Here is a 12,999-nt window from a genome sequence, read left to right on the forward strand (position 1 = left end):
GTGAACGCGGTAGAATTCCTATCTACACGATTTTTAGGTGAAATTCGCCAAAACAGTTACAGATAAGAGGCAGTGTAGCCAATGGCTAAACAGATTTTGGTAACCGGCGGCGCGGGTTATATCGGCAGTCATACCTTGGTGGAGTTACTGCAGGCCGGTGATGAGGTGGTGGTGTTAGATAATCTGTCTAACAGCAGCCGAGAATCTTTGTATCGTGTTGAGCAGATTACGGGAAAGGCCGCCACTTTCTACGAAGGCGACATTCTTGATGCTGAGCTGTTAAGTCAGATATTTCGACGTCACAACATTGAGGCGGTGATTCACTTTGCTGGTCTGAAAGCGGTAGGTGAATCCGTGGCTAACCCTGCAATGTATTATCACAATAATGTGGTAGGCAGTTTGACTCTGTGTGAGCAGATGGCTAAAGCCGGTGTGTTTAACCTAGTGTTCTCCTCCTCTGCGACGGTCTATGGAGATCCCGCGAGCTTACCCATTCGAGAAGAATTTCCCGTTGGCGGTACCACTAACCCATACGGTACCAGTAAGTATATGATTGAACGTATTTTGCAGGATTTCTATATTGCTGATAGCCGTTGGAATATCGCGTTGCTCAGGTACTTCAACCCCGTTGGTGCTCACCCGAGCGGCTTGATTGGGGAAGATCCTAATGACATTCCTAATAATTTAATGCCGTACATCAGCCAAGTCGCTATCGGCAAGCGCCAACAGTTGTCCGTATTTGGTGGTGATTACGATACGCCTGATGGTACTGGCGTTCGCGATTACATCCATGTGGTGGATCTGGCCAAGGGCCATTTGAGGGCGCTTGAGAAATTGCGCGGTGAGCCCGGTGTGGTGACTTATAATCTTGGCACTGGGGTTGGCTACAGCGTTTTGGATATGGTTAAAGCTTTTGAAAAAGCCTGTGGGCACTCGATTGCATACCAGATCGTTGAGCGCCGAGCTGGTGACATCGCAGCGTGTTATGCGGATCCTTCAAAGGCCGCTACCGAGCTTGGTTGGCGTGCGGAACTTGACGTTGATGCGATGGCGGCTGACAGTTGGCGCTGGCAATCACAAAATCCGAACGGTTATCAGGGATAAAACCTGCTTAAGTCCTGATTTTTACTGAATATCACTGATATACTCGAGGGAATGATGCGCCGATATCCTGAAGCGCACCCCTCGGGAAACAGATTCTTTGTTTTACGGAAATCTACGATGAAAATTGCAATTGCCGGAACCGGCTATGTGGGCCTATCCAACGCCGTGCTATTGGCCCAGCACAATGAAGTTGTCGCACTAGACATCATTGAAGAGAAAGTTGACCTGCTGAATCAGGGGAAATCTCCTATCGTCGATGCGGAGATTGAGGACTACCTTGCTAATAAAACCTTGAATTTCACTGCGACCTTAGACAAGCAAGCCGCCTATCAAGACGCTAAGTTTGTTGTGATTGCAACGCCCACAGACTATGACCCGCAGACGAACTATTTCAATACCAAATCTGTTGAGGCGGTGATTGAAGATGTGATGGCGATTAACCCTGAAGCGGTCATGATCATCAAGTCCACCGTCCCGGTGGGTTATACCAAGTCGGTGAAAGAGAAGTTCGGCTGTGAAAACATCGTCTTTTCTCCAGAATTTCTTCGTGAAGGTAAGGCGCTGTACGACAACCTCTATCCTTCTCGAATCATCGTAGGCGAGCAGAGCGAGCGCGCCGAAGTGTTCGCCAACCTGCTAGTTCAAGGGGCGGAAAAAGACGATATTGCTGTGCTGTTTACCGACTCTACTGAAGCGGAAGCGGTTAAGCTGTTCTCCAACACTTATTTGGCGCTGCGTGTGGCTTACTTCAATGAGCTGGATTCCTACGCAGAGACTCACGGGCTGGACAGCCGTCAGATCATCGAGGGGGTAGGCCTAGACCCTCGTATCGGCAATCACTATAACAACCCAAGCTTTGGCTACGGTGGCTACTGTTTGCCTAAAGATACCAAGCAACTTCGTGCAAACTATCAGGAGGTGCCAAATAACATCATCTCCGCCATCGTGGATGCCAACCGTACTCGCAAGGATTTTGTTGCCGATGCCATCATCGCTAAGCAGCCAAAGGTGGTAGGTGTTCACCGCTTGATTATGAAGTCAGGTTCCGATAACTTCCGTGCTTCTTCGATCCAAGGCGTTATGAAACGTATTAAAGCTAAGGGCATCGAGGTTGTCGTTTACGAGCCAGTGCTGAAAGAGGACGACTTCTTTAACTCACGTGTTGTTCGCGATCTGAACGAGTTTAAGCAGATCTCTGATGTGATTGTAGCCAACCGTCTTACTGACGACATCAAAGACGTGGCAGACAAGGTTTATACTCGCGACCTGTTTGGCAGCGACTGATTCTCCGATAGCATTGAACAAGATACCTAGAGGCAGTAGGCTCTAGGTATCTTTTTTATATTAACTAAAACTAATTAATACTGTGGCACCGGGAGTTGTTATGCCGAAAAACTACCAACAGTCCTTTGATATTTTTCGGGATAAAATCTCTGAATTTGTGTCGGAAGACACCTATCCGCACGCTGTTGAAGCTTTTTTTGAGACCACTCGAGATTGGAATCAGTTTCACGATATCGAGTTTGTGAAGAAATGGTTTACTGACAAAAAGAGCAGTTCAACTTTGGAAGTCGTTGATATTCCTATGAACGATGTAAAGGGTTGGCACGTGGACCCAGAAACGGGAAATATTCATCACGAATCTAAGGACTTCTTTGTTATTCATGGTGTTAGAGTGAAATCTAATAATCGTGAAGTGGAGCTGACTTGGGATCAACCAATCCTAGAACAGGTTGGTTATGACGGTGGAATTCTTGGACTAGTTAGAAAACGTTTCGATGGCGTTCCTCACTATTTGTGTGAAGCAAAAGAGGAGCCGGGTAACTACGGAAAAGTTCAGATTAGTCCAACTTTGCAGGCAACGTTTGCCAATATCAATCAATCTCATGGTGGCCGAAAACCGAGATTCTCAGAACTATTCTTGAATAAGGAATCGAATCCCGATGTGACGGTACTCTTTGATAGTTGGTTAGCAGAGGATGGTGGTAGGCTTCATTTGAAGAGAAATAGAGGTATTTTGGTCGAAGTGACTGAAGATTATGATATTTCTCTGCCAAATGATAATTTTATCTGGCTAAGTCTGTATCAAATCAAGCAACTACTGAAGGAAGATGCTTGGATAAATCCACACGTAAGAGGAATTTTAGCGCATGTCTAGTGGAGTGATTAGAGTTGGTGTGCTTGGATGCGCAAATATCTCTGATAGGTTTGTAATTCCAGCCATAAAGGCGTTAACTGAACTTTATGAACTAGTTGCAGTTGCGAGCAGAACAAAAACTAAAGCAGATCAGTTTGCCGATAAGTATGATTGTTTGGCTATCGATGATTATCAGGAATTAGTCTCCCGAGATGATATCGACTTGGTTTATATTCCTTTGCCGAATTCACTGCATTACGAGTGGGTTAAAAAATCATTATTATCAGGAAAGCATGTTCTTGTTGAAAAGTCATTGGCTTGCAATCAAAGTGATGTTCAAGAGCTTAGTGAGTTATCTCGAAGCAAAAACTTGATCTTAATGGAGAATTTTCAATTTCGATTCCATTCTCAGTTGAAAAAAATCAAAGAGCTTATTGATAGTGGGGTTGTGGGAGAGCTTCGCCTCGTTAAGAGTTGCTTTGGTTTTCCGCCATTTCCTGACGCAAACAACATTCGATATTCGCCTACGCTAGGTGGAGGGGCCCTGTTAGATGCGGGAGCCTATCCGATTAAGGTTTCTCAAGAAATTCTTGGTGTTGATCTGACGGTTGCGGCGGCTCGCTTAGAGCATAATTCTGAGCTAGAAGTTGATCTTTGGGGCAGTGGGCAACTGATTCAGAAGAACAGCAGTGTTGTTTCTCAAATCTCGTTTGGCTTTGATAATTTTTATCAATGCAACTTAGAAATTTGGGGAAGTAAAGGCATGATTAAAGCTAATCGTATCTTTACTTCACCACCTGGAACAGAGGCAATTATTAATGTCGTTACCAATGATGGTAATCAAGACATAGTTATTCCTCAAGAAAATCACTTCGAAAACTTGTTGACGCACTTACATGAATGTATATCGGAAGGGCTCAATGAGGAAGTGGGTTTGAATATTAATCAAGCTAGATTGATTGAAGAGTTTAAAAGGAAAAGTTGTGAGTAAAAATATATATGTTACTCAACCAAGCTTACCGCCTTTAGATGAGTATGTAGCTCTTCTGGAGGAGATTTGGGATACCGGAATCCTAACCCACAATGGCCCAATGGTAAGAAACCTAGAAAGCCAACTGTGCGAAAAATTGGCTTTGAGTAACTTGTCTCTGGTTACAAATGGTACTATCGCTTTACAGATGGCTATGAAAGCCCTTGATCTTAAAGGTGAAGTGATAACCACGCCATTTAGTTGGATTGCAACGGTCAGTGCCATCAAGTGGGAACATTGTACTCCGGTATTCTGTGATATTGATGAAGATACATTTAATATCGATGTTGATAAGATTGAGGATCTTATTAACGAAAATACCGTTGCCATTATGCCTGTACACGTGTTTGGTGCTGCTTGTGATATTGAGCGTATTGAAGCGATAGCAGCAAAGCATGGTTTAAAAGTTATCTATGATGCTGCCCATGCTTTAGGTTCTACCTATAAGGGTAAGAGTTTGCTCAGCTATGGTGATGTTTCTGCGACAAGTCTTCACGGAACTAAGCTGTTTAATACTGCTGAAGGTGGAGCCTGTATTGCGAAAACGGATAGTTTGCATGAGAGAATTAACCGTATTCGCTTCTTTGGTCATGATGAATCACGAGATATTGTTGAAGATGGCTTCAACGGCAAAATGACTGAGGTGCATGCTGCTCTAGGACTGGCTAACCTTAAATATTTCGATGACGTGTTGAAAGATCGGAAGTCTAAGTATCATCTCTATATGGATACGTTGTCTGGAGTTCAGGGATTAACATACCAAGCGATTAAGTTTGGTGAGTGCAACTACTCCTATTTCCCAATTGTTTTTGAAAATGAAGATGTCTTGTTGAATGTTATGGCAGCATTGAATAGTAATGACATCTATCCTAGACGGTATTTTTATCCATCGTTGAACACCTTTGAAAAAGTGGTTAGCAAGCAGGCTGCACCTGTCTCTGAATCGCTGTCTAAGAGAATTTTGTGCCTGCCTCTATACAAGGGGCTGCAGGTATCGGATATCCAGACCATCTGTCAGATAGTAAAAGCGGCGATGTAAAAACAAAAATGCCCCGACTTTAACGGGGCATTTCTCTATTCAGTACTCAATTACCCTAGGGCATCGACTCGTGCAACTTCGTCAGCAATTCGCTGTGCGAGAGCCTGAACTTGATCTTGATCTTCCCCTTCCACCATCACGCGAATCAGTGGTTCGGTACCGGATTTGCGCAGTAACACTCGACCTCGACCAGCGAGCTCCGCTTCTACTTCACCAGCGACATTGATAACCGATTCCGACTCGAGAGGCTGTGTGCGGCCAGAAAAGCGCACATTGACTAAAACCTGAGGCATCAGAGTCATGCCGCTGCGGGCCTGGCTTAGGGTCTGTTTGGTTTCCGCCAACACTTGCAGTACTTGCAAGGCGGCAACAATACCGTCGCCGGTGGTGGAGTGATCCAAAGAGAGGATGTGCCCTGAGTTTTCACCACCCAGCTTCCAGCCTTTCTCTTTTAGCATCTCAACCACATATCGGTCGCCAACCTTGGAGCGAGCAAACTCGATGCCCCGTGTTTTCAGAGCCAGTTCTAGGCCGATGTTGGCCATCTGGGTACCAACTACGCCTCCAAAAGAGATGCCTTTGTTCTTCCAGTGATTCGCTAGAATATAGAGGATGACGTCGCCATCGATCTTAGTGCCGTCGGAATCTACCATCATGACTCGGTCACCGTCACCATCAAAGGCGATACCAAAATCTGCTCGTACTTCAATAACCTTCTCTTGAAGTGCTGCGAGATCGGTGGCACCGCATCCCTGGTTGATGTTAGTGCCATTTGGGGCATTGAAGATGGTGATCACTTCGGCACCGAGTTCGGTAAATACCGGTGGTGCGACGTGATAGGTAGCACCATTGGCGCAATCGAGTACGATGCGCAATCCTCGAAGATTGAAGTCACGGCTAAAGGTGCCTTTGCAGCACTCAATGTAACGACCGGCAGCATCGGAGATTCGGGTGGCTTTTCCCAGTTGTTCCGATGGTACGCAATCCATCTCTTTGTCCATCCATGACTCAATCTCAAGCTCTATTTCGTCATTGAGCTTGGTGCCCTCTGAACTGAAGAACTTAATGCCGTTGTCGTGGTATGGGTTGTGAGATGCGCTGATCACGACGCCAGCTTCACCGCGGAAGGTGCGGGTCAGGTAAGCGACCGCAGGCGTTGGCATTGGACCAAGGAAGGCAACATCGATACCAGCAGATAGAAAGCCTGCTTCCATTGCGGATTCCAGCATGTAGCCGGAGATTCGGGGATCTTTGCCGATAAGTACACGACTGTTGCCTTGTTTGGCCAGTACCTTACCTGCAGCCCATGCCAATTTCATGGCGAAGGCTGGAGTAATGGGGTATTGACCCACTAGGCCACGAACCCCATCGGTTCCAAAATACTTTCGAGACATAAACTAAATTCTGCGTTTGAGATAAAGATAATTTTTGGATGAGTTAGTCTGCAGCCAATTCGTTAGCCAACTCTTCGGCGCTCATCACATCGCCTTCGCCGCCGCGCGTTGGAACAACGGCGATATCAAAGCCGTCTTTTGTCATGCCTGGTGCCCATTTCTCGAGGAAATCACCTAGGCTGATGGCCATGGCTTTACAGCCTTGGTAATCCTCTACTGCCCAGCTCTGGGCTAACGCTTCATCGTGCCATAATACCAAACATTGCTCTTCGCCGGTGTCCACTAGCACACAGCCTTGTTCGTTAGCTAGAGTCCAAAGTTTTTGATTTTGTTTAACTTGTTCGATGAATTCGGCGAAACGTTGCTGGCTGGTTTGACGGTAAAACCCATCAATTTGCTCTTGGGTGAAGGGCATGTGAGGCTCTCTTAGAAATAAAAAACGTCGCGATTATACCAGTCTCTGGTAGGGATAACCAAAATCCCCTTAGCGCCGATGTGTTGTCAGCTTGATTCTAGATAAGGTTAACAGTTGATCACCATCTCTCGCTGGTCATCTAAATCTTGCAATTGAGCAATGATCGCTTCCAGTTGCTTCTGTATGTCACTGATCTCGGTCTGCCACTGTTTTATCTCTGTTGGGCACAGGGGTAAGTAGTTAGCAGCAAGGTTGATGTAAGCGGATAACTCAAACAGCTGGCCGTATGCGATGGTGGCGCTGCGTTTGCATGGTGGGGAGACGTCATAACTTTTGGCAAGATTGCAGCTGATGGCGATGACGCTACTGGAGAGGCGCTCCCCCATGTCACTGCGAATGTCATCGACGATATGGTTGTGAATGGCAATCACCAAGCGGCAACTGCGTTCCCAAACGGCTAATAAACCCTGTGAATGCATTGAAGCTCCATTTTCTGCACCGACGCTGAAAAGTTTAGTCAATGACATAAAAAAAGGGCCGTAACGGCCCTTTTTATTTATTCGCAGGTTCTATTTTCGGTCGCCCATTAACTCGGCACCGGCCAGTGGGTCGTTAAACACCTCTGGTTCAAACTCTTTTTCAGACTTTGCCACGATGCAGGTTACGGCGGCATCACCGGTCACGTTGACGGCGGTTCGTACCATATCCAGCAAGCGGTCAACACCCAGAATCAGGGCGATGCCTTCAACAGGCAGGCCAACTTGGTTAAGCACCATGGCCAACATGATAAGGCCCACACCAGGAACGCCGGCGGTGCCGATGGAGGCAAGGGTGGCTGTCACGATGACCATGACGTAGTCACTGATGGTCAAATCGATGGCAAACACCTGAGCGATGAACACCGTCGCTACACCTTGCATGATGGCGGTGCCATCCATGTTGATGGTGGCGCCCAGAGGCAGTGAAAATGAACTGATGTTGTTGTGCACACCCAAACGGTAATTGGCCGTCTCAATGGTTACCGGCAAGGTTGCGTTTGAGCTGGCGGTGGAGAAGGCAAACAGCTGCACGCTGCGCATCTTCTTCAAGAAGGTGATTGGGTTCAAACCACTAAGCAGTTTCAACAGCAGTGGGTAGGTCACCAGACCATGCACAAACAGCACCACCAGCACCAGCAGGAAGTACTTAATCACGCTGGCGAAGGTATCTAGGCCTAAGGTCATCGCCAGTTTGGCCATCAATGCGAAGACACCGTATGGCGCCAAAGACATCAAGATGGTTACCAGCTTCATTACCACTTCGTTGATATCTTCAAAGAAGTTACGGATGCGAGCACCGCGCTCACCACTTTGGGCGATGGCGATACCGAAGATGATGGCAAACACAATGATCTGCAGCATGCTGCCTTTGGCCATCGCGTCGATGGGGTTGCTCGGTACGATGTTAACCAGTACCTGGCTCAGTGGTGGTGCCGACTTGGCATCAAAGGCCAACCCTTCGGCGGCCATGGTGGCATCACCAGGCTGCACGATATTGGCAGCGGTAATAGCCAGTGTAATGGCAATGGCGGTGGTGGTGAGGTAGAGAATGAGAGTTTTCCCACCCAAGCGCCCCAGCTTGCTAGGGTCGGACAGTGATGCCGTACCGCAAACCAGAGACACAAATACCAGTGGCACTACCAACATCTTCAACGAGGAGACGAAGATATTACCCACAACACCAAATAGGCCATCGACTAGGTAGGTTTGTGCCAGCTCGCTCTCAGGGAACAGAACTCGCAGCAGCCCACCGATGAAGATACCCCCGACCATGCCGATGAGAATCTTGGCAGTCAGGCCCATTTTCTTTTGCACTTTTGCAGTCATGCAAACTTCCTTCATGTTTCTATTTTTTTATAAGCGGCCTAAGCCTAGCAATAATTGCTCATGAGAAAAAAGGGGGTTGAAGTAGATTTATGGGGTGACTTTCGCTTTTTGTGTTCGGATTGATGCGCTTTGGTGGCTGTTTTGTGTAATTGATGGCTCCATGGTGTGGGTTTTTGGTGCTTGAGGTGTGCATTAAGTGTTAAATTTCGAGGCCTCGATTTTGAGTCGATGACGAATCTAGGTTGCTAAGTTTAGAGAGAAATATCGCTTCTGTTAACACTTTTGGTGAATGGTGGTGGCCTTTTCCGGTTTTCTCTGGTATCCGCGTTGTTTTGAGCTGTGGAAAGGGCAATGAAAACCATAGGAGGGCGAGGGGCTTCGTAAGGAGCAATTGAGTTGGGGGCGCCGACCCCAAAGGCTTGGTGTCGGCTAAGTGACCAAGAGCTGCTTTGAAAGGCAGTAAATAGAAGTTTATGCCTGTTGAGCTTGTTCACTGCGGCGCTGAAGCAAAGAGACAATCTCATCGGACTGCTTCATGGTGCGAACCTCTTTAAACAGCAGTTGTGCCTCTGGGTATTGCAGCATGATGTAGCGTAACCACTGCTTGATGCGATTAGGGAAGTAGATCTCTTTGTCGCCCATCACCTCTAGCTGCGAATAGTCGGCGATTAATAGCATCAATTGGTGCCAAGGCAGTTTTTGATCAATGCCTTTAACCACATCGGCTAAATTGGGAACGGCGAGGGCACCTCGACCCAACATTATTTGTTCACAACCACTGGCTTTCATGCAGGCGAGGGCATCGTCGCGATTCCAAATTTCGCCATTGGCAATCACAGGAATGGAAAGGCGATCTTTGATCGGCTTGATGGCTGCCCAGTTGATGCGTTCGGCTCGGTAACCATCTTCTTTGGTGCGACCATGGACGGCCAACTCATCGGCACCGCCGCTGGCGGCGGCATCGGCGATCTCCAGCGCTCGAGCATCGCAGTCCCAACCGAGACGAATTTTTGCGGTTACCGGCAGATGCGATGGCACCGCTGCACGTACCGATTTTACAATCTGATGAAGCTGCTCTGGGTGATTTAGTAGTACTGCGCCGCCACGGGAGCGGTTGACGGTTTTCGCTGGGCAGCCGAAGTTCAGGTCGATGCCAGGAGAGCCAAGTTCAGCGGCTCGAGCAGCGTTTTCTGCCATCCAATCCGGGTCTTGTCCCAACAGTTGTACCCGTACAGGGGTTCCCGATAGGGTTTTTCCACCTTGATTGAGCTCTGGGCAGAGTCGATGAAAGACCTTGTCCGGTAAACATTGGTTAATTACTCGCACGAATTCGGTCACGCACAGATCGTACTGACTGATTTGAGTAAAGATTTGCCGCATCAGGGGATCCATCACCCCTTCCATCGGCGCGAGCACCACTTTCATCAAGATATTTACCTACCTAAAAACAAGGGCGGCAATTTTACCAATCCACCGCAAATACGCCAGTCCCACCATGATTTAAGCCTCCGGAAAACAGCAAGATCAAAAAAAGTTGTTATATTTTGAAATAGATCTCATTTCGGTTGGGTCTATTACCGTAAGCCAGCGAGCACAACGCTGGAAAGCCAATGGTTTATGTAATCCGTTTATGGAAGGAAGGTAAGATTATGAATACTGTTAAAAAAACCACTGTAGCTGCGGCGTTGGGTCTGTGTGTTGCTGGTACTGCGATGGCTGCAAATGCCGCAATGGACAACCCATTTGAAACGCAAACTCTGACTGCTGGTTATCAATTGGATGGTGACAAACATAAAGAGGGTAAATGTGGTGAAGGCAAATGCGGCGAAGGTAAGTGCGGCGGCGAAAAGAAAGGCCATAGCGAAGGTAAGTGTGGCGAAGGAAAATGCGGCGGTGAAAAGAAAGGCCACGCCGAAGGTAAGTGCGGTGAAGGCAAATGCGGCGGTGAAAAGAAAGGCCACGCCGAAGGTAAGTGCGGTGAAGGTAAGTGCGGCGGAGAGAAGAAATCCGGCGAAGGTAAGTGTGGTGAAGGCAAGTGCGGTGGCGCTGCTTAATCACAACCGATAATACGGTGTGGGGCAGGCTCGATTCTGCCCCTACTTTTTATACCGATGCCATTGAGGATATGGTTGGTTCAAAGCATGAAAGAGAACGGTTCAATTAAGGCGTTCAATTTCGGTGCTAGTGGCCTTAATAACAAATTGAGCAATGGCGTTAGAAACCATTCCAGTGATCTCATCGAGTGTGATCAGTGGAATGGGCGTTTACAGGGGGATGTGATGTTAACTGGTGCTGGGCTAGGTCTAAAAAGAGAGATGGTGGCGGAGTTTTGCGACTCAGGTGTGCCTTCTGCGGTTCAATTTTTGGAGGTGGCTCCGGAAAACTGGTTAAAAGTATCTCCAAGGCTAGCCAGACAGTTTCGCGAGCTCACTGAAAAGGTTCCCTTTGTCTGTCATGGGTTATCGCTTTCTATTGGTGCCCCAGCGCCTTTGGACATCGACTTTGTTCGTCAGGTCAAAACCTTTCTCGACACCCACAATATTGATCTTTACTCCGAGCACCTTAGTTATTGCTCCGGTAATGCACACATGTATGACTTGATGCCGATCCCCTTTACTCAAGAAGCGGTCACCCACGTCGCTGAGCGCATTCGCACCGTACAGGATATCTTGGAGCGGCCGCTGGTTATCGAAAACGTTTCTTATTATGTAGAGGCTGGTGCCGAGATGGATGAGCTTAGCTTTATCAATGGCGTGCTGGCGGAGTCTGACTGTCAACTGCTGCTGGACGTAAATAACATCTATGTAAATAGCGTTAACCACAACTACGATCCCAAGGCATTTTTGTTGGGACTCGATGGGAAACGCACCGCTTATTATCATATCGCTGGTCATTACGAGCAGGCCCCAGATCTGTTAGTTGATACTCACGGTGCCCCAGTTCGAGAAGACGTATGGCAGCTGCTGCAGCTTGCTTATGAAACCCATGGCATTCACCCCACGTTGTTGGAGCGGGATTTCAATATTCCGTCGACAGCGGAGTTGATGGTGGAGATTGATAAGATTCACCACACTCAGTCTGAGGTTCGCCAGTTAGGGAAGAGTGCATGAGTGATTTTAAGCAGCTACAACAGGATTTTATGGGGTACGTGCGGGATCCCAAACGCCCCATACCTGCCGGCGCTTCAGAGGAGCGCATGGGGATCTATCGCGAGCTGATGCTCAATAACGTCAGCAGTTTTGTGGACAGTGGTTTCCCAGTGCTGAAATCTCTGTTGACTGAGGATCGCTGGCAGCAGTTAAAGCGGGATTTTTTCAAAGAACACGATTGCACCTCACCGCTGTTTGTTGAGATAGCCAAAGAATTTTTGTGTTATTTGCAGCAAGGTTTCCAGCCTCAAGCTGGTGAGCCGCCTTATGTGGTGGAGCTCGCACACTATGAGTACTTGGAGCTCAAGTTGGATATTGAGCCGGAAGACCTAAGCCGTCGGACGTTAGGAGCCAACGACGATTTGGCAATGACGCCACTCTATCTTAATCGCGTAGCGGAGTTGGCTCAGTATCGCTACCCACTGCACCAAGTGTCCGCCAACAACGTTGAGGTGGAGCAGCAGCAGACGTTACTGTTGGTGTATCGTGACCCAGAATTAGACATTCGCTTTATGGCGGTGAACGGCATGACTGCAACGCTGTTAAGTCTGCTGAACACTGAACAACCCACTGAGCTGGATAAGATTATTTCTTCGCTTCAACAACAGTTTACTCAGTTTCCAGAACAGGTTATTGCCCAAGGGGCTCTGCAAACCCTTGCCACCTTGGCCCGTGCTGGTGTTGTGGTAAAGGATGGGGTAGGGCAGAAAACCTAGCCCTTACTGTAAGATCAGGCATCTGAAGTTTCAAGTCGGAAATGTTAGCTTCGTCGGTTGCAACCTGAATCAAAGGTGCTTAAGCTATAGCCGAAAAAGGTAGTAGTCATAAAGGCCCTTCTGCTGAACCTTATTTCAGCAAATGGGCTT

Annotated in this window: 13 protein-coding genes; 8 read left to right on the forward strand and 5 right to left on the reverse strand. The window is 47.7% G+C overall.

The window, feature by feature from the left end; genetic code table 11:
* Positions 1–81: 81 nt before the first annotated feature.
* From galE to FCL42_RS13500, 5 genes are all read left to right on the forward strand, one after another.
* Positions 82–1,104, forward strand: coding sequence for a UDP-glucose 4-epimerase GalE (galE, locus tag FCL42_RS13480; RefSeq protein ID WP_136863944.1), 1,023 nt, complete (start codon positions 82–84; stop codon positions 1,102–1,104).
* 117 nt (positions 1,105–1,221) lie between these two features.
* Positions 1,222–2,388 carry a nucleotide sugar dehydrogenase gene (locus FCL42_RS13485; RefSeq protein WP_136863945.1) on the forward strand — a complete coding sequence of 389 codons (1,167 nt, stop codon included), beginning with the start codon at positions 1,222–1,224 and terminating at the stop codon, positions 2,386–2,388.
* A 100-nt stretch (positions 2,389–2,488) separates the two neighbouring features.
* Entirely contained in the window at positions 2,489–3,262 is a 774-nt protein-coding gene (locus FCL42_RS13490) for an NDP-hexose 2,3-dehydratase family protein (protein ID WP_136863946.1), read from the forward strand.
* Entirely contained in the window at positions 3,255–4,232 is a 978-nt protein-coding gene (locus FCL42_RS13495; protein ID WP_136863947.1) for a Gfo/Idh/MocA family protein, read from the forward strand. The genes FCL42_RS13490 and FCL42_RS13495 overlap by 8 nt, the downstream gene beginning before the upstream one ends.
* The gene (locus tag FCL42_RS13500; RefSeq protein ID WP_136863948.1) at positions 4,225–5,310 is read left to right on the forward strand and encodes a DegT/DnrJ/EryC1/StrS family aminotransferase; all 1,086 of its coding nucleotides are present in this window, start codon (positions 4,225–4,227) and stop codon (positions 5,308–5,310) included. The genes FCL42_RS13495 and FCL42_RS13500 overlap by 8 nt, the downstream gene beginning before the upstream one ends.
* A 50-nt stretch (positions 5,311–5,360) precedes the next feature.
* Here FCL42_RS13500 and glmM read toward each other — a convergent pair whose 3' ends face one another.
* The 5 genes from glmM to dusC all read right to left on the reverse strand — a co-directional run bounded on the left by glmM (position 5,361) and on the right by dusC (position 10,409).
* Positions 5,361–6,704, reverse strand: coding sequence for a phosphoglucosamine mutase (glmM, locus tag FCL42_RS13505; RefSeq protein WP_136863949.1), 1,344 nt, complete (start codon positions 6,702–6,704; stop codon positions 5,361–5,363).
* A gap of 43 nt (positions 6,705–6,747) precedes the next feature.
* Positions 6,748–7,119 carry a DUF2750 domain-containing protein gene (locus tag FCL42_RS13510; RefSeq protein ID WP_136863950.1) on the reverse strand — a complete coding sequence of 124 codons (372 nt, stop codon included), beginning with the start codon at positions 7,117–7,119 and terminating at the stop codon, positions 6,748–6,750.
* Positions 7,120–7,226: 107 nt separating this feature from the next.
* Positions 7,227–7,598: a four helix bundle protein gene (locus FCL42_RS13515; protein WP_169308394.1), complete on the reverse strand. Its 372-nt coding sequence runs from the start codon at positions 7,596–7,598 to the stop codon at positions 7,227–7,229.
* 90 nt (positions 7,599–7,688) lie between these two features.
* Positions 7,689–8,984 carry a dicarboxylate/amino acid:cation symporter gene (locus FCL42_RS13520; RefSeq protein ID WP_136863952.1) on the reverse strand — a complete coding sequence of 432 codons (1,296 nt, stop codon included), beginning with the start codon at positions 8,982–8,984 and terminating at the stop codon, positions 7,689–7,691.
* A gap of 471 nt (positions 8,985–9,455) precedes the next feature.
* Positions 9,456–10,409: a tRNA dihydrouridine(16) synthase DusC gene (gene dusC / locus FCL42_RS13525; RefSeq protein ID WP_136863953.1), complete on the reverse strand. Its 954-nt coding sequence runs from the start codon at positions 10,407–10,409 to the stop codon at positions 9,456–9,458.
* A 224-nt stretch (positions 10,410–10,633) separates the two neighbouring features.
* On the opposite strand from dusC, the gene FCL42_RS13530 reads away from it, so the two are divergent.
* From FCL42_RS13530 to FCL42_RS13540, 3 genes are all read left to right on the forward strand, one after another.
* Complete coding sequence (locus FCL42_RS13530; protein WP_136863954.1) at positions 10,634–11,038, forward strand: HvfA family oxazolone/thioamide-modified RiPP metallophore; 405 nt, start codon at positions 10,634–10,636, stop codon at positions 11,036–11,038.
* Between the two features lie 225 nt (positions 11,039–11,263).
* The gene (locus tag FCL42_RS13535; protein ID WP_136863987.1) at positions 11,264–12,094 is read left to right on the forward strand and encodes an HvfB family MNIO-type RiPP peptide maturase; all 831 of its coding nucleotides are present in this window, start codon (positions 11,264–11,266) and stop codon (positions 12,092–12,094) included.
* Entirely contained in the window at positions 12,091–12,849 is a 759-nt protein-coding gene (locus tag FCL42_RS13540; RefSeq protein WP_136863955.1) for an HvfC family RiPP maturation protein, read from the forward strand. The genes FCL42_RS13535 and FCL42_RS13540 overlap by 4 nt, the downstream gene beginning before the upstream one ends.
* Positions 12,850–12,999 lie beyond the last annotated feature (150 nt).

It is taken from the genome of Ferrimonas aestuarii, assembly GCF_005116665.1.
GTDB classification, from domain to species: Bacteria; Pseudomonadota; Gammaproteobacteria; order Enterobacterales; family Shewanellaceae; genus Ferrimonas; species Ferrimonas aestuarii.